This window comes from Streptomyces sp. NPDC056373 (assembly GCF_042262425.1).
Lineage (GTDB): Bacteria > Actinomycetota > Actinomycetes > Streptomycetales > Streptomycetaceae > Streptomyces.
Window position 1 is genome coordinate 1 of record NZ_JBHJPX010000022.1, and the last position, 13,924, is coordinate 13,924.

Consider the following 13,924-nt stretch of genomic DNA (forward strand, 5'->3'; position numbering starts at 1 on the left):
TTTCCAGCGCCCCCCGCGGCCTCGGGCCGCCCCGCGCACGCGGGGCCGTGGGGGTCGGCGGCGGGCGGGCGGGGGGGCGCCCCGGGCCCGCCGCCGCCCCCCCCGCCGGCTTGGAAACGGAGGGAAGGCCCGAGTGATGGCCGAGTACGTGAAGGACGTGATGACGGCGGGTGTGGTCGCCGTGCGCCCGGATGCCTCGCTCGTCGAGGCGGCGCAGCTGATGCGGACGCAGAACATCGGCGACGTGGTGGTGGCCGAGGGGCAGGACGTGATCGGCGTGCTCACCGACCGTGACATCACCGTACGGGCCGTCGCGGACGGCGCCGACCCGATGACGGTCAGCGCGCGAACCGTGTGCACCGGTGATCCGGTGACGGTGGCGCCGGGCGACCGGGTGACGACCGCGGTGGAGCTGATGCGTGAGCACGCGGTGCGCCGGCTGCCGGTGGTGGAGAACGGACTGCCGGTGGGGATCGTGAGCCTCGGCGACGTGGCCGAGGCCGAGGACCCCGCGTCGGCGCTCGCCGACATCAGCCGGGCGGACCCGGACGCCCGGGGCGATGCGTGAGCCCGGACCGGGCCGAGCGGATCGGCGGCACCGCCGACGCGACGAACCAGCACACCGGGCACGACGAGCATCACCACAACCACGAGAACCACGAGAACCACGAGAACCGCGAGAACCGGACAGGGAGCGACGCGGCGCGCCGAAGTGGCGCGCGCTCCCGGAGAGGACGTTGACATCATGCGTATCGCGTTTCTGGTCGCGCCCGAGGGCGTCGAGCAGGTCGAGCTGACCGATCCGTGGCAGGCCGCGAAGGACGCCGGCCACGAGCCCGTGCTGGTGTCGACACAGCAGGGTGAGATCCAGGCCTTCCACCACCTAGACAAGGCGGACACGTTCCCCGTGGACGAGGTCGTGGGCGACTCCGCACCGGACTCGTTCGGTGGCCTCGTGCTGCCGGGCGGTGTGGCGAACCCGGACTTCCTGCGGATGGACGACAAGGCCGTCGCTTTCGTCAGGGACTTCTTCGAGCACGGCCGTCCCGTGGCGGCGATCTGCCACGCGCCGTGGACGCTGGTCGAGGCGGACGTCGTGCGCGGCCGGGAGCTCACCTCCTGGCCGAGCCTGCAGACGGACATCCGCAACGCGGGCGGCACCTGGGTCGACCAGCAGGTGCAGGTCTGTGACCACGGGGCGAACAAGCTGGTCACCAGTCGCAAGCCGGACGACCTGAAGGCGTTCTGCGAGACCTTCCTGGACGTCTTCGCGCAGGAGGCAGCCTGATGGTGCCCCCCGCCGACCGCAAGGAGGCACAGCGCGAGGCGTCCCGGGCCGACGATCCCGCCGCCGGTCCGCTCACCACCGACCAGGGCGTCGAGGTGGACCACACCGACGACTCCCTGGCGGCGGGTGAGCGCGGGCCGACCCTGATGGAGGACTTCCACTTCCGGGAGAAACTCACCCGGTTCGATCACGAGCGGATCCCGGAACGGGTGGTGCACGCGCGGGGCGCGGGCGCGTACGGATACTTCGAACCGTACGAGTCCTGCGCGGAGTTCACCCGCGCGGCGTTCCTCCAGGACCCGTCCGTACGCACACCCGTCTTCGTGCGGTTCTCGACCGTGCAGGGCCCGAAGGGCTCGGCGGACACCGTGCGGGACGTGCGCGGCTTCGCCACCAAGTTCTACACGTCGGAGGGCAACTACGACCTGGTCGGGAACAACTTCCCGGTCTTCTTCGTCCAGGACGGCATCAAGTTCCCGGACTTCGTGCACGCGGTGAAGCCGGAGCCGCACAACGACATCCCGACCGGCGCCTCCGCGCACGACACGCTCTGGGACTTCGTGTCGCTCCAGCCCGAGACACTGCACGCGATCATGTGGCTGATGTCGGACCGGGCGATCCCGCGCAGCTACCGCATGATGCAGGGCTTCGGCGTGCACACCTTCCGGTTCGTGAACGCCGAGGGCCGCGGCACGTTCGTGAAGTTCCACTGGAAGCCGAAGCTGGGCGTGCACTCGCTGGTGTGGGACGAGGCGCAGGAGTGCCAGGGCCGGGACCCCGACTTCAACCGGCGTGATCTGTGGGACGCGATCGAGGCGGGCGAGTACCCCGAATGGGAGCTGGGCGTGCAACTTGTCCCGGAGGAGGACGAGTTCGCCTTCGACTTCGATCTGCTCGACCCGACGAAGATCATCCCGGAGGAACAGGTGCCGGTGCGGCCGATCGGCCGCATGGTGCTGGACCGCAACCCGGAGAATTTCTTCGCGGAGACCGAGCAGGTCGCGTTCCACACCGCGAACGTCGTCCCGGGCATCGACTTCACCAACGACCCGCTGCTGCAGGCGCGGAACTTCTCCTACCTGGACACCCAGCTGATCCGGCTCGGCGGGCCGAACTTCTCGCAGCTGCCGGTGAACCGTCCGGTCGCGCCGGTGCGCAACAACCAGCGCGACGGCTACCACCAGGGCGCGATCCACTCGGGGACGAACTACTCCCCGAACTCGCTCGGCGGGGGCTGCCCGGCCCACGCGGGCGCGGGCGGCAGCGCCTACACGCACCACACCGAGCGCGTGGACGGCCACAAGATCCGGCGCCGCAGTCCCAGCTTCCAGGACCACTACAGCCAGACCGCGATGTTCTGGAACAGCATGGCGGACTGGGAGCGGCAGCACATCGTGGAGGCGTTCCGGTTCGAGCTCGGCAAGGTCGGGGCGCTGACCGTGCGGGCCCGGACGGTGGAACACCTGGCCAAGGTCGACGGCGAGCTGGCGGCTCGGGTGGCGCGGGGCGTCGGGGTACCGGAGCCGTCCGGTGCGCAGACCCCCTCCAAGCAGGCCTCCCCCGCGCTCAGTCTCGAGTCGCTGCGCGGGGACGGTTCGATCCGGACCCGGCAGATCGCCGTGCTCGTCACCGACGGGGTGGACGCCGAGCAGGTGACCTCCGTGCGGGAGCGGCTGGCCGCCGAGGGCGCGATCGTCGAGGCGCTGGCCGCCACGGACGGCACGATCACCGGCGCCGACGGTGAGACGTACGCCGTCGACCGTGCGCTGCCGACCGTGGCGTCCGTGCTGTACGACGCCGTACTGCTGCCCGGCGGGCCCGTCGCGACCCCGCCGACGGCGGCCGATCCGGACATGCTGCGGTTCGTGCGGGACGCCTACCGGCACGGCAAGCCGGTGGGCGCGCTCGGTTCGGGCGTGGGGGTCCTGGCGGCGCTGGAGCCCGAGGGCCTCGGTCTGTCGACGGAGTTCCAGCGGGTGGTCACGGACCGGGGCGTCGTGACGGACACGTCGCCGGGGCCGGCGAGCGAGGAGTTCCGGGACGCGTTCGTGGCGGCGGTCGCGGGGCATCGCCACTGGGAGAGGCCGCCGATGCGGCGCTGAGCGGCGGGCCCGGGCCGGTGGCGGTCCGGCCGCGCGTGGCGCGTCGGTGCTGTTCCCGGTCGTTTCCTTTCGAGGGGCTCAGGTGCCGGGGGCCGTGGGAGTCGCCGACTCCCCGCTCCCCCGCTCCCGGGCCCCTTCGCGCGTGCGGCCCGCCGCCACCGGGCGGCTCGGGTTGCGGCGCAGGTACTCGCCCTCCAGTTGCGCCATGCGCTCGTTGTGGGCGCGCAGCGCGTCGTTCGAGCCGTAGAGCAGTGTGTCGTGGCGCGTGCGGTGGATGGTCTCCAGCTCTTTCATGAGCTGCTGGTCGTCCAGCCGGTCAGGGTTCACTCCGGTCATCGTGTCGCCCCGCTCGTCGTGTTCGTCTCTGCGGTCCGGGTACCCGCCCCCGGAGCAACTGAGCACTACCCCCGAGCGGCATCCGGGAGGAACCATGGATCTCGCCTTTCTGCACCCACTGTACGAACACCCCGGGCCTTGGGCCTCCGTGTACGTCGACACCTCACGGCACACGGAGGGCACTCCCCACGAGCGGGAGCTGACCGCCCAGGCGATGGCCGGGCAGCTGGCCGAACAGGGAGCGGACGAGGCGACGTGCCAGGCCGTGCGCAGCGCGATCGAGGATCTGAAGCACTCCTCCGAGCCGCACGGCCGGGCCCTGTTCGCACGCGCCGGCGAGGTCGTTCTCGACCCGCCGCTGGTCCGTCCACCGCAGGGCGGTGACTGGGCCGAATGGGCGCCGCTGCCCCGGGTCGCACCGCTGCTGGAGCTGGCCGGGGAGGACCCGGTGTGCGTGGTGGCGTACGTCGACCGCAAGGGCGCGGACTTCGAGCTGCGCAACGCGCTGGGCCGGGAGGACGCCGGGAGCGTCACCGGGCGGCAGTGGCCGGTGCACCGGACGAGCTCCGCGGACTGGTCCGAGCGGCATTTCCAGCTGCGGGTGGAGAACACCTGGGAGCACAACGCCGCGGAGATCGCCGACGCGCTCGCGGTGTGCCAGGAGGAGACCAAGGCGGACCTGCTGATCCTCGTCGGCGACGACCGGGAGCGGCGGTCCGTGCACGAGCGGCTGCCCAAGCGGCTGCACGACCTGGTGGTGGAGGCGCCGCACGGGGCGGGCAGCCGGCTGCTCGACGAGGACGTGGAGCGGGCCCGGGCCGAGCACGTGGGGCGGCAGGCCGAGGCGGAACTGGAACGCTTCCGCGCCGCCCGCACCACGGACGACGAGGGCCGGGCCGGAGCCGCCGAAGGCGTGCCCGCGCTGGTCGAGGCGGCGCGGGAGCACCGCATCGACGAGCTGCTGGTCAGGGTGGACGGGCCGGACGCGCACCGCGAGGTGTGGATCGGGGAGGATCCCGACCAGCTGGCGGTGCGCCGCACCGACCTCAAGATTCTCGGCGAGCAGCACTCGTGGCCGGCCCGGGCCGACGACGCGCTGATCCGCTCCGCGGTGGCCACGGACGCGCCCGCGCTGGCGGTTTCCCAGGAGGAGGTGCCGGTGGGGGGCCTCGGGGCGTTGCTGCGTTGGAAGTGAGCGCGGCCTGTGCGCCCAGCCCCCGTAACGCTGCACACGTTGCGTGTGCAGGCACGTCGTGGCTGGTCGCGCGGTTCCCCGCGCCCCTGAGGGGGCGCGCTCCCTAGCGGGCCCGTTCCACCCGGCGTTCGTCCCAGACCGGGTCCGGGGTCTCCCGGACCCGGCCGTCGCTGCCGAAGACCAGGAAGCGGTCGAAGGAGCGGGCGAACCAGCGGTCGTGGGTGACAGCGAGGACCGTGCCGTCGAAGGCCTCCAGGCCCTCCTGGAGCGCCTCGGCGGACTCCAGGTCCAGGTTGTCGGTCGGCTCGTCCAGCAGCAGCGCCGTCACGCCCTGGAGTTCCAGCAGGAGGATCTGGAAGCGGGCCTGCTGGCCGCCGGAGAGACGCTCGAACGTCTGCTCCGCCTGCTGGGTGAGCTCGTAGCGCCGCAGTCGCGAGGACGCGGCGCCGCGGTCCTGCGCGTGCTCCTTCCACAGGATGTCGAGGAGCGTGCGGCCCTCCAGCTCCGGGTGTGCGTGCGTCTGCGCGAAGTGGCCGGGCACGACCCGGGCGCCCAGCTTCCAGTCCCCCGTGTGTGATACGTCGTCGCCGGCGAGCAGGCGCAGGAAGTGGGACTTGCCGGAGCCGTTGGAGCCGAGGACGGCGACGCGTTCGCCGTAGAAGACCTCCAGGTCGAAGGGCTTCATCAGGCCGGTGAGCTCCAGGTTCGCGCAGGTGACCGCCCGTACGCCCGTACGTCCGCCCTTGATGCGCATCTTGATGTCCTGCTCGCGCGGCGGCTCCGGCGGCGGGCCGGCCTCCTCGAACTTGCGCAGCCGGGTCTGCGCGGCGGCGTAGCGGGAGGCCATCTCATGGCTGACCGCGGCCGCCTGACGCAGCGTCAGTACGAGCTTCTTCAGCTGGGCGTGCTTCTCGTCCCAGCGCCTGCGCAGCTCCTCGAAGCGGGCGAAGCGCTCCCGCCGGGCGTCGTGGAAGGTGGCGAAACCACCGCCGTGCACCCAGGCGTCGGCGCCCGCGGGACCGGGCTCCAGCGAGATGATCTTCTCGGCGGCCCGCGCGAGGAGTTCGCGGTCGTGGGAGACGAACAGGACCGTCTTGCGGGTCTCCTTCAGCCGTTCCTCCAGCCACCGCTTGCCGGGGACGTCGAGGTAGTTGTCGGGCTCGTCGAGGAGCAGCACCTCGTCGGTGCCGCGCAGCAGCGCCTCCAGGACGAGCCGCTTCTGCTCGCCGCCGGAGAGGGTGCGGACCTCCCGGAACTGTGCCTTGTCGTAGGGCACCCCGAGCGCGGCCGTGGTGCACATGTCCCACAGCGTCTCGGCCTCGTAGCCGCGGGCCTCGGCCCAGTCGGCGAGGGCCTGAGCGTACGCCAGCTGGGCGGCCTCGTCGTCGACGGTCATGATGGCGTGCTCGGCCTTGTCGACGGCCTGCGCGGCCTCACGGATGCGGGGCGTCGCGACGGACACGAGCAGGTCCCGCACGGTCGTCTCGTCGCGTACGGATCCCACGAACTGCCGCATGACCCCGAGCCCGCCGCCGACGACCACGGAGCCGCCGTGCGGCTTGAGCTCACCGGCGAGCATCCGGAGCAGGGTGGTCTTCCCGGCCCCGTTGGGCCCGACGAGGGCCACGACGGCCCCCTCCCCCACCCGGAACGAGACATCGCCCAGCAGCGCCCTCCCGTCGGGCAGGTAGTACTCCAGGTGCGCGGCTTCGAGGTGTCCCATGGGCGCGATTCTGTGCGGGCGCGGCCCTTCGGGGCAAGCCGGTTTCGGGCCGGGGGTGCCGGTCAGACACGTTCCAGCGGGCGATGCGGCTCGCTCGGGAGCTCCACCTCGATCGGGTCGCCGGGGCGCACCACGCCCCCTTCCCGCACCACGCTCATGATCCCGGCCCTGCGCACGGTGTTCCCCGCCTCGTCGCGTCCGACGACCCGCTTGAGGAGCCCGTCCTGAAAGTGGTCTATCTGCACACAGGGGTTGCGCAGCCCGGTGACCTCCACGACCGCGCCGTCGCCGATGCGCAGCAGGGTGCCGGTCGGCAGTCCGAGCAGGTCGATGCCCCGGGTGGTGATGTTCTCGCCGAGTTCGCCGGCCGCCACCTCGAAGCCGTCCTCGCCGACCTCGGCGAAGAGCTCCTCGTGCATGAGGTGGACCTGGCGCAGGTTGGGCTGCGTGGGGTCCTGTGCGACGCGTGAACGGTGCCTGACCGTCACGCCGGAGTGCACGTCCCCTTCCACCCCGAGCCCCGTGAGCAGCGTGATGCTCTCCCGGTTCGGCTTGGTGAAGGAGTACTCCCCGTTGCTGCTGACTGCCGTGACGTGCGCGTTCATCTCTCTCTTCCCCCTGTGACGCGGATGGTGATCGAACGTGAGCCTGCCCCGTGGGTGCCGGTGTGTCCAGACCCTCACGACTGACGTCCCGTCAGTCCAAATGACAGGATGCGGGTCTCACAATGCGGCACCCGGCGTACGGTGATCTCCTGCCGACCCGACCGGAAGGGGTGGGATCCGCCATGCCGGAACCCCGGGACACCGCCGTCTACACCCACGGGCACCACGAGTCCGTACTGCGCTCGCACACCTGGCGCACCGCCGCCAACTCGGCCGCGTACCTGGTGCCTTCGCTCAGGCCCCACATGAAGATCCTCGACATCGGCTGCGGGCCGGGCACGATCACCGCCGACCTGGCGGAGCTCGTGCCCGACGGGCGGGTCACCGGCGTCGACCGGGTCCCGGAGATCCTGGACCGGGCACGCGCCACGGCGGCCGGACGAGGACTGACCAACATCGACTTCGCGGTCGCCGACGTCCACGCACTGGACTACCCGGACGACACGTTCTGCGTGGTCCACGCCCACCAGGTGCTCCAGCACGTGGGCGATCCGGTGCGGGCGCTGCGCGAGATGAAGCGGGTCGTCAGGCCCGGCGGGTTCGTCGCCGTGCGGGACGCGGACTACGCGGCCATGACCTGGTACCCGGCGTCCGAGGGGCTCGACGCCTGGCTGGACCTCTACCGCCGGGTCGCCCGGGCCAACGGCGGCGAGCCGGACGCCGGACGCCGGCTGAAGGCCTGGGCACGGCAGGCCGGCTTCACGGACATCACGGCGACCTCCGGTACCTGGACGTTCGCCACGGCCGAGGAGCGGGCCTGGTGGAGCGGGCTGTGGGCGGACCGCACGCTGGCGTCGGCGTACGCGGACCGGGCCCGGCTGGGCGGGCACGCCGACGACGCGGAACTGCGGGCGGTGGCCGGAGCCTGGCGGGAGTGGGGCACGCGGGAGGACGGATGGTTCAGCGTGCTGCACGGAGAAATTCTCTGCCGGAAGGAAGCCTGAAACACTGTTTCGGGGACACCCTGAAAGCAGGAGGTTCGAATTATGGTTCCCATCCTGCTGGTGCTGCTTCTGGCTTTGGTTCTGTTCGGCGCCGGATTTGCAGTAAAGATTCTCTGGTGGATCGCACTCGCGGTTCTCGTCCTGTGGCTGCTGGGATTCTTCGTCCGCGGCACGTCGGCAGCCGGCGGCAGGGGCCGTTGGTACAGGTGGTGAATGAAAACCCCTCTTCCCGGTCCTGGGTCAGGGCCCGGGAAGAGGGGTGAGCGGGAGTCAGTCCCGCGGAAGCAGCGGTCCGAGCGGCCCGAGGTCCAGATTGAGGTCCTCGGGCCGCAGTCCGTAGCGCTCACGCAGTTCCGTCATGCGCTCGTCGAGCAGCATGAGCGTGAGCCCGATCCGCTCCTCCTGCTCCTCGCTCAGGTCTCCCACGTCGAACCGGCGCAGCGCCTGGCGCTCCATGAGCTGGCGCAGCAGCTCCACCACCGTCAGCACGAGTTTGACCAGGTCGCGCTCCACCGTGTCGGGCTCCAGATCCATGTGGTTGGAGCGCGGCCGGGGATTCTCCGGGGTGGTCACGGCAACTCCTCGAACGGTGAGGGAACCTGGGCGTTCACCGAGCTGATGAGCGCGTTGAGGTCGATACGGACGAGATCGACGTCGGCGATGCGCAGCGTGATGTCGCCCGTGATCACGACTCCGCCGGCGAGCAGCCGGTCGAGCAGGTCCACGAGGGCGACCTCCCGGCGTTCCACTACGGTCACGGATTCTCCCGGTCGTTCATGTGGCCTCCCCGGCGAAGGAATAGGCCGCCCAGGGGCCGGTGAGTTCGATACGCATTCCGGGCACCTCCCCCTTCGTGCGGTCCACCAGTTCCACGAATTCCTCGGAATGCGCACGCGGAACGAGATAGGCGGCGTTCAGTACGTTCCGCCCGGTCGCCTTGGAAAGCGCGGGGTTCTGCGGAGGATGCATCCGGGAATCCTCCGCGAATGCGGAGAGCTCCTCGTGTAGCCGGTTCGAGAAAGCCTCGGCTTTCTGCCACATTTCCTCGTGGGACCTGGTCTGCATGCGGCGCTGCCGCAGGTAGTCACGGCCCGACGCCGCCTTCTGCGGGGGCTTGGCGCTCTCCTGCGGTTCGGACTCGGCGTAGACCTTGACGCCCCATTCGACCCGGCCTTCCAGCCGGTCCAGGGTGCGCTGGAAATCCTCCTCGCGGGCCTCCATCATCGTCCGCACGCCGCTGTCGTCGTGGAAGACGGTGCCGAGACGCAGCGGCAGCGGGGTGGTGACGGTGGTGAGCGCGTCGATGACGCCCTGGTGGGCGCGGGCCGTCTCGGTGAGCCAGTCCAGGTCCTCCAGATGGCGCCGGAGCGGCTCCTCGGCGAAGTCCCGCTCCGGCACGTGGCTCACCACGGCCACCAGGCCGTGGTGAGCCAGCGCTCTGGGTGGATCACCCGCGACCCCGGTCAGCTGGGCCTGGAGGGGTGTGCCGAAGGGGCGGCAGACGGCGTAGACGTACCGCAGTCCGGTCACGGTGCCTCCTTCTTCTCCGCGCGGCCGGGCTCCAGTTCCTCCAGCCGGGCCAGCCTCTCGCGCAACTCGGCGTTCTCACGGGCCAGTTCGTCACGACGGGCCCGTGAGCTCAGGGCCGGGTCGGTCTCCCACCAGTCGATGCCCATCTCCTTCGCCTTGTCGACCGAGGCGACGATCAACCGCAGTTTGATGGTGAGGAGTTCGATGTCGAGCAGATTGATCCGGATGTCGCCCGCAATGACGATGCCCTTGTCCAGCACCCGTTCGAGGATGTCGGCGAGGTTGGCGCTGCTTCCCTGACCATAGGGCTCGGGCATCCTGCTGGGCGTCGTCATCGCCGGCTCCCCGCCTCGACTTCCTCGTCCTCGTCCTCGTATTCGTCGTCCTCGTACTCACCCTCGGGCTCCTCCTCACCCTCGGGCTCCTCTTCTTCGGCCTCCTCGTCGTACTCGTCCTCGGCCTCGCCCTCAGGCTCCTCTTCGCCCTCCTCGTCCGTCTCCTCCTCGTCGTACTCGTCCTCGGGCTCCTCGCCCTCGGGGCTCTCCTCCTCGGACTCCGACTCCTCCTCGGCGACGGCGTCCTCGTGGCTGCGGACGACCTCGCCGTCGCGGATCTCACCACGCCAGCCGTCCTCCGCCTCGCCCTTGATCGTGATGAAGCGGACGAAGTTCTTCAGGTCGAGCCGGGCACGGCGCCCCTGGGCGCGCCAGATGTTGCCCGTCTTCTCGAAGAAGCCGGCGGGGTAGTACTCGATGACCAGCAGGACGCGGGTCAGACCTTCGGTGAGTTCGTGGAAGGAGACGACGCCCTTCGTGGTGCCCTTGGCGCCCTCGGAGGTCCAGGAGATGCGGTCGTCGGGGATCTGCTCGGTCGTGGTCGCCTTCCAGCTGCGGTTGGACCACCAGACCTTCAGCTGCCAGTCGGAGGTGGTGTCGTCGGACTTGCTCGCGGCCTTGACACCCTTCGCGAAGGTGCTGAAGTCCTGGTACTGGGTCCACTGGTCGTACGCCGTGCGCAGCGGTACGCCGACATCGATGTGCTCGATGATGACCGTGGGCTTGTTGCCGGAACGGCCCTTGCCCTTGCCCTTGCCGCCCAGGCCCTTGAAGGCGCCCGTGACCTTGTCCTTGATGCGCGAGCCGCCCATCTCCAGCGCGGAGCGCAGCGGCCCCTTGCCCTCGGCGATCTTGCGGCCGCCTTCGAGGGCGAGCTTGGCGAAGCCGGGGCTGTTGCCCTCGGCGATGTCGTTCAGCTTTCCTGTGGTCTCGCCGAGCTTGTGGCCCACGCCGGTCAGCATGCGCGTGGCCTGAGCGGCGAGGTACTCCTGCAGTTCGGCCTTCAGCCGGTCGGCGGCCTCGCTGTGAGCCAGGTCTGAGAGCGGGTTCTTCGTCCCTCCGTTGGCGGCGGACTTCGCCGAGCCGAGAGTGTCACTCATCCCTCACCGCCTCCCTTCGACAGCCGGGACCGGGCGCTGCCGCCCCGGCCACCGGAGGTCGCCTTCTTGGCGGGCGTGGTCTTCTTCGCCGCCGCCTTGCGGCCCGCCGTCTTCTTCGCCGGCGCCTTCTTGGCGGGGGCCTTCTTGGCGGGGGCCTTCTTGGCGGGGGCCTTCTTGGCGGGGGCCTTCTTCGCCGCCTTCTTCGCGGGCGCCTTCTTGGCCGGAGCCTTCTTCGCCTCGGGCTCCTCTTCCTCCTCTTCCTCTTCCTCGTCGGAGGCCTCGGGCTCCTCTTCCTCCTCGTCCTCTTCGGCTTCGGAGTCCTCGGGCTCCTCGTCCTCGTCGAGTCCGGAGTCCTCGGGCTCCTCCGGCTCCTCGTCCTCGTACTCGGCGTCCTCGGCGTCGTCGTCCTGGCCGGGCGCCACGCCCGTCAGCTGGTCGCGTACCTTGGCGGTGCGGCCGTGCAGCCGGTCGGCGAGGGCGTCGATCTGCCGCTCGACCATGGCACCGGAGGCGGCCTTGCCGACGCCGCGCAGATCCTGCCGCAGCTGGTCGCCGATCTCCTTGAACTGCGGGTTGTTCCGCAACTGCTGCTGGACCAGATCCGCGACCATGCGCGGGCTCAGGTTCAGTTTCTTCCCGGCGACCAGGCCGCCGACGGCCATCGCCATCTTCAGTTTCTTGGTCCGTCCCAGGAGATATCCGGCCCCTATGGCGAGACCCAGTCCCGTTCGGTTCATTGTGTTGTCCCGTTGCCTGTTCCCGCGCTGCCGCGCGAAGCGATCTCCAACCGGTCGAGGAGTTCGTCCTCAAGACGGTCGAACTCGTCCTCCGTGATCTCTCCGGCCTCCATCTGCTCCTCGAGGCGGGCCAGTTCGGCCCGGATCGTGGCAGGGTCGTAGTAGATCCGCTCGGCCTCCTGCACCACCTGTTTGATGGCCCAGGCGCTGCCGCGTACCGGTGCGAACGGCAGCAGCAGCACCTCAGAGATCAGACCCACGTCGTCACCCCGCTCCGGTGTCCGTTCCGCTCGCCACCGTGCCCGCGGGCTCGGCCGGGCCGGGCTCGACGAAGCTGTACGGCGGCAGCGGTCCGTTGACCCGCACCTCCAGGTGCGGCATGTCCTTGCGAAGCTGCTCGACCGCGGCCAGGAAGGAATCGGCCGTCTCCCGGTCCACCAGGAACGACACGTTGGCCAGCCATCCCGTCGACTCGGGGCCCGTGCTCACGTCGTCGGCGCCCGGCTCCAGCGCCCGCTGCACCGCGGCGCCGTCGTCCGCCTCCTTGGCCTTGACCGCGGCCGCGACCAGTTCGCCGAGCCGGATCTTGTCGTCGTAACTGCCGCCTCCCGCCTGCCGGTTGGCCTCCGCGAGCCCGCGGATGTCGGGGCTCTCGGCCATCACCTGATGCAGCACGGCCTCTTCGACGTGATTGGCCTTGACGTTGTACTCGACCCGGTTGTCCAGGGCCTGCAGCCGCTCCTTGTAGTGCTCGGCGCGCTCGGCGAGCACGGCCGTGATGGAGTTGTCGTCCGGGGCGACGCTGCCGAACCGCATGGGCAGCACGCAGCCGGCCGCGCCGGCCTCGCTGAGCACGTTCTGGTGGGCGAGCAGGTCCTTGCGCTTGGGCCGCAGCCCCTCGGGCGCCTCACTGACGACGGCCGCAAGGTCACCCTCCCGCAGGATGCGCACCTCGCGGGGCGGGTCGCCGACGCCGCCCATGCCCTCGGGCAGGGAGGGGTGCGAGCTCGCCGCGATGCCGTAGACGTAAGTGCTCACTCCTGCTCCTCCTTACGGCGGGACGACGTGCTCTTACGGGCGCGCGGACGAGACTCGCCCTGACGTTCGGAGCCTTCGTCGCGCGCCTGCTTGAAGGCGTCGGATATCGTCTCGGCGGCGCCGGACAGCGCCCCCTTGGACTTGCCGCGGGCGCCGGACTCGGTGATCTCCCCGACCAGGTCGGGCAGGCCCGGGTCCTTGCGCGGCCCGGCCTCCAGGTCGAGCCGGTTGCACGCCTCGGCGAAGCGCAGGTAGGTGTCGACGCTGGCGACGACGACGCGGACGTCGATCTTGAGGATCTCGATGCCGACCAGGGACACTCGGACGAACGCGTCGATCACGAGCCCCCTGTCCAGGACGAGTTCGAGCACGTCGTAGAGACCGCTGCTGCCGCCTCCGCCGCCGGACTGCTGTGCCGGTACGACACTCATGCCGGATGTTCCTCCTCGTGTGTGGGTGCGGGTTCTGTCGGGCGGCCTAGCGGCCGCCGGGCCTGCGCGCGTCGGACCGACCGCGTTCGTAGCGGCGGACGCGCCGGTAACCCGTGAGCTGCCCCTCTGCGTCGAGCTCCACCTGGTAGCTCGCCATCAGGCTCATCGTGTCGGGTACGCGCTCGAGTTCGAGGACCTCGACCTCAAGCGCCCAGCCCTCCTCCGTCTGCTCGAAGGACGACACGGACTCGGCTTCCATGCCGGTGAGCTCCGCGAGCTGGCCGCGCGCCTGGCGCAGGACCTCCATGGGCTTCGGCCGGCTGCCGGCCTTCTGGTCGTCGCTCGTCTTGTCCGAATTCTGTGAGTCCTGAGACTTCTGTGAACTCTGTGACTCTTGCGTGTTTTTTGTGTTCGACATGGCCACCTCCCCCTCCGTGTGGCCGCAAGAGTGTTCGCCAAACCTCTACAGGCGCATGCATCTGACACCCACCGGGAGATCG

General features: G+C 70.4%; 20 protein-coding genes. 7 read left to right on the forward strand and 13 right to left on the reverse strand.

What is annotated here, in order from left to right; translation table 11 throughout:
* The first annotated feature begins 136 nt into the window (after positions 1 to 136).
* From ACFCXS_RS34870 to ACFCXS_RS34885, 4 genes are read left to right on the forward strand one after another with little or no spacing between them, the layout of a single operon-like run.
* Positions 137 to 568 carry a CBS domain-containing protein gene (locus ACFCXS_RS34870; protein WP_376647377.1) on the forward strand — a complete coding sequence of 144 codons (432 nt, stop codon included), beginning with the start codon at positions 137 to 139 and terminating at the stop codon, positions 566 to 568.
* Positions 565 to 741, forward strand: coding sequence for a hypothetical protein (locus ACFCXS_RS34875; protein ID WP_376647378.1), 177 nt, complete (start codon positions 565 to 567; stop codon positions 739 to 741). The genes ACFCXS_RS34870 and ACFCXS_RS34875 overlap by 4 nt, the downstream gene beginning before the upstream one ends.
* A 4-nt stretch (positions 742 to 745) precedes the next feature.
* Positions 746 to 1,288 carry a type 1 glutamine amidotransferase domain-containing protein gene (locus ACFCXS_RS34880; protein ID WP_376647379.1) on the forward strand — a complete coding sequence of 181 codons (543 nt, stop codon included), beginning with the start codon at positions 746 to 748 and terminating at the stop codon, positions 1,286 to 1,288.
* A complete protein-coding gene (locus ACFCXS_RS34885) occupies positions 1,288 to 3,390 on the forward strand; it encodes a catalase (RefSeq protein WP_376647380.1) in 2,103 nt (700 codons plus the stop codon). Before ACFCXS_RS34880 ends, ACFCXS_RS34885 begins: the two co-directional genes overlap by 1 nt.
* 78 nt (positions 3,391 to 3,468) lie before the next feature.
* Here ACFCXS_RS34885 and ACFCXS_RS34890 read toward each other — a convergent pair whose 3' ends face one another.
* A complete protein-coding gene (locus ACFCXS_RS34890) occupies positions 3,469 to 3,726 on the reverse strand; it encodes a DUF6158 family protein (protein ID WP_376647381.1) in 258 nt (85 codons plus the stop codon).
* A gap of 94 nt (positions 3,727 to 3,820) precedes the next feature.
* Here ACFCXS_RS34890 and ACFCXS_RS34895 point away from each other — a divergent pair, with 94 nt between their 5' ends.
* Positions 3,821 to 4,921 carry a Vms1/Ankzf1 family peptidyl-tRNA hydrolase gene (locus tag ACFCXS_RS34895; protein WP_376647382.1) on the forward strand — a complete coding sequence of 367 codons (1,101 nt, stop codon included), beginning with the start codon at positions 3,821 to 3,823 and terminating at the stop codon, positions 4,919 to 4,921.
* A gap of 103 nt (positions 4,922 to 5,024) precedes the next feature.
* Here the strand turns inward: ACFCXS_RS34895 and ACFCXS_RS34900 are convergent, their stop codons facing one another.
* On the reverse strand, positions 5,025 to 6,644 hold the full coding sequence (locus ACFCXS_RS34900) for an ATP-binding cassette domain-containing protein (RefSeq protein ID WP_376647383.1): 1,620 nt from the start codon (positions 6,642 to 6,644) through the stop codon (positions 5,025 to 5,027).
* 62 nt (positions 6,645 to 6,706) lie between these two features.
* Positions 6,707 to 7,249, reverse strand: coding sequence for an MOSC domain-containing protein (locus ACFCXS_RS34905; protein WP_376647384.1), 543 nt, complete (start codon positions 7,247 to 7,249; stop codon positions 6,707 to 6,709).
* Between the two features lie 182 nt (positions 7,250 to 7,431).
* Between ACFCXS_RS34905 and ACFCXS_RS34910 the strand changes: the two genes are divergently transcribed.
* Together ACFCXS_RS34910 and ACFCXS_RS34915 are read left to right on the forward strand one after the other, a co-directional pair.
* On the forward strand, positions 7,432 to 8,253 hold the full coding sequence (locus ACFCXS_RS34910) for a methyltransferase domain-containing protein (protein ID WP_376647385.1): 822 nt from the start codon (positions 7,432 to 7,434) through the stop codon (positions 8,251 to 8,253).
* A gap of 42 nt (positions 8,254 to 8,295) precedes the next feature.
* Positions 8,296 to 8,466 (forward strand): hypothetical protein, encoded by a 171-nt coding sequence (locus tag ACFCXS_RS34915; RefSeq protein ID WP_031136400.1) that lies wholly within the window; start codon positions 8,296 to 8,298, stop codon positions 8,464 to 8,466.
* A 57-nt stretch (positions 8,467 to 8,523) separates the two neighbouring features.
* On the opposite strand, the gene ACFCXS_RS34920 is transcribed toward ACFCXS_RS34915, so the two are convergent.
* The 10 genes from ACFCXS_RS34920 to ACFCXS_RS34965 are packed head-to-tail and all read right to left on the reverse strand — an operon-like array spanning position 8,524 to position 13,842.
* Entirely contained in the window at positions 8,524 to 8,787 is a 264-nt protein-coding gene (locus ACFCXS_RS34920; protein WP_031108664.1) for a gas vesicle protein K, read from the reverse strand.
* Between the two features lie 35 nt (positions 8,788 to 8,822).
* Positions 8,823 to 9,011: a gas vesicle protein gene (locus ACFCXS_RS34925; RefSeq protein ID WP_361880861.1), complete on the reverse strand. Its 189-nt coding sequence runs from the start codon at positions 9,009 to 9,011 to the stop codon at positions 8,823 to 8,825.
* 16 nt (positions 9,012 to 9,027) lie between these two features.
* Positions 9,028 to 9,783, reverse strand: coding sequence for a GvpL/GvpF family gas vesicle protein (locus ACFCXS_RS34930; protein WP_376647386.1), 756 nt, complete (start codon positions 9,781 to 9,783; stop codon positions 9,028 to 9,030).
* Entirely contained in the window at positions 9,780 to 10,118 is a 339-nt protein-coding gene (locus tag ACFCXS_RS34935) for a gas vesicle protein (protein WP_104780937.1), read from the reverse strand. The genes ACFCXS_RS34930 and ACFCXS_RS34935 overlap by 4 nt, the downstream gene beginning before the upstream one ends.
* Positions 10,115 to 11,218, reverse strand: a complete 1,104-nt coding sequence (locus ACFCXS_RS34940; RefSeq protein WP_376647387.1) for an SRPBCC family protein — start codon at positions 11,216 to 11,218, stop codon at positions 10,115 to 10,117. The genes ACFCXS_RS34935 and ACFCXS_RS34940 overlap by 4 nt, the downstream gene beginning before the upstream one ends.
* Positions 11,215 to 11,955, reverse strand: a complete 741-nt coding sequence (locus tag ACFCXS_RS34945; protein ID WP_376647388.1) for a DNA primase — start codon at positions 11,953 to 11,955, stop codon at positions 11,215 to 11,217. The genes ACFCXS_RS34940 and ACFCXS_RS34945 overlap by 4 nt, the downstream gene beginning before the upstream one ends.
* Positions 11,952 to 12,215: a gas vesicle protein GvpG gene (locus ACFCXS_RS34950; RefSeq protein ID WP_366716547.1), complete on the reverse strand. Its 264-nt coding sequence runs from the start codon at positions 12,213 to 12,215 to the stop codon at positions 11,952 to 11,954. The genes ACFCXS_RS34945 and ACFCXS_RS34950 overlap by 4 nt, the downstream gene beginning before the upstream one ends.
* A 4-nt stretch (positions 12,216 to 12,219) precedes the next feature.
* The gene (locus tag ACFCXS_RS34955) at positions 12,220 to 12,993 is read right to left on the reverse strand and encodes a GvpL/GvpF family gas vesicle protein (RefSeq protein ID WP_376647389.1); all 774 of its coding nucleotides are present in this window, start codon (positions 12,991 to 12,993) and stop codon (positions 12,220 to 12,222) included.
* Positions 12,990 to 13,424, reverse strand: a complete 435-nt coding sequence (locus tag ACFCXS_RS34960) for a gas vesicle structural protein GvpA (protein WP_376647390.1) — start codon at positions 13,422 to 13,424, stop codon at positions 12,990 to 12,992. Before ACFCXS_RS34960 ends, ACFCXS_RS34955 begins: the two co-directional genes overlap by 4 nt.
* Before the next feature lie 46 nt (positions 13,425 to 13,470).
* A complete protein-coding gene (locus ACFCXS_RS34965; RefSeq protein ID WP_376647391.1) occupies positions 13,471 to 13,842 on the reverse strand; it encodes a gas vesicle protein in 372 nt (123 codons plus the stop codon).
* Positions 13,843 to 13,924: the final 82 nt, after the last annotated feature.

What these genes read in the sequence shown, in the direction of transcription:
- ACFCXS_RS34870 (WP_376647377.1), top strand. Translation starts at nt 137, where the DNA reads ATGGCCGAGTACGTGAAGGACGTGATGACGGCGGGTGTGGTCGCCGTG.
- ACFCXS_RS34880 (WP_376647379.1), top strand. Translation starts at nt 746, where the DNA reads ATGCGTATCGCGTTTCTGGTCGCGCCCGAGGGCGTCGAGCAGGTCGAG.
- ACFCXS_RS34885 (WP_376647380.1), top strand. Translation starts at nt 1,288, where the DNA reads ATGGTGCCCCCCGCCGACCGCAAGGAGGCACAGCGCGAGGCGTCCCGG.
- ACFCXS_RS34890 (WP_376647381.1), bottom strand. Translation starts at nt 3,726, where the DNA reads ATGACCGGAGTGAACCCTGACCGGCTGGACGACCAGCAGCTCATGAAA.
- ACFCXS_RS34895 (WP_376647382.1), top strand. Translation starts at nt 3,821, where the DNA reads ATGGATCTCGCCTTTCTGCACCCACTGTACGAACACCCCGGGCCTTGG.
- ACFCXS_RS34900 (WP_376647383.1), bottom strand. Translation starts at nt 6,644, where the DNA reads ATGGGACACCTCGAAGCCGCGCACCTGGAGTACTACCTGCCCGACGGG.
- ACFCXS_RS34905 (WP_376647384.1), bottom strand. Translation starts at nt 7,249, where the DNA reads ATGAACGCGCACGTCACGGCAGTCAGCAGCAACGGGGAGTACTCCTTC.
- ACFCXS_RS34910 (WP_376647385.1), top strand. Translation starts at nt 7,432, where the DNA reads ATGCCGGAACCCCGGGACACCGCCGTCTACACCCACGGGCACCACGAG.
- ACFCXS_RS34915 (WP_031136400.1), top strand. Translation starts at nt 8,296, where the DNA reads ATGGTTCCCATCCTGCTGGTGCTGCTTCTGGCTTTGGTTCTGTTCGGC.
- ACFCXS_RS34920 (WP_031108664.1), bottom strand. Translation starts at nt 8,787, where the DNA reads ATGGATCTGGAGCCCGACACGGTGGAGCGCGACCTGGTCAAACTCGTG.
- ACFCXS_RS34935 (WP_104780937.1), bottom strand. Translation starts at nt 10,118, where the DNA reads ATGACGACGCCCAGCAGGATGCCCGAGCCCTATGGTCAGGGAAGCAGC.
- ACFCXS_RS34940 (WP_376647387.1), bottom strand. Translation starts at nt 11,218, where the DNA reads ATGAGTGACACTCTCGGCTCGGCGAAGTCCGCCGCCAACGGAGGGACG.
- ACFCXS_RS34945 (WP_376647388.1), bottom strand. Translation starts at nt 11,955, where the DNA reads ATGAACCGAACGGGACTGGGTCTCGCCATAGGGGCCGGATATCTCCTG.
- ACFCXS_RS34960 (WP_376647390.1), bottom strand. Translation starts at nt 13,424, where the DNA reads ATGAGTGTCGTACCGGCACAGCAGTCCGGCGGCGGAGGCGGCAGCAGC.
- ACFCXS_RS34965 (WP_376647391.1), bottom strand. Translation starts at nt 13,842, where the DNA reads ATGTCGAACACAAAAAACACGCAAGAGTCACAGAGTTCACAGAAGTCT.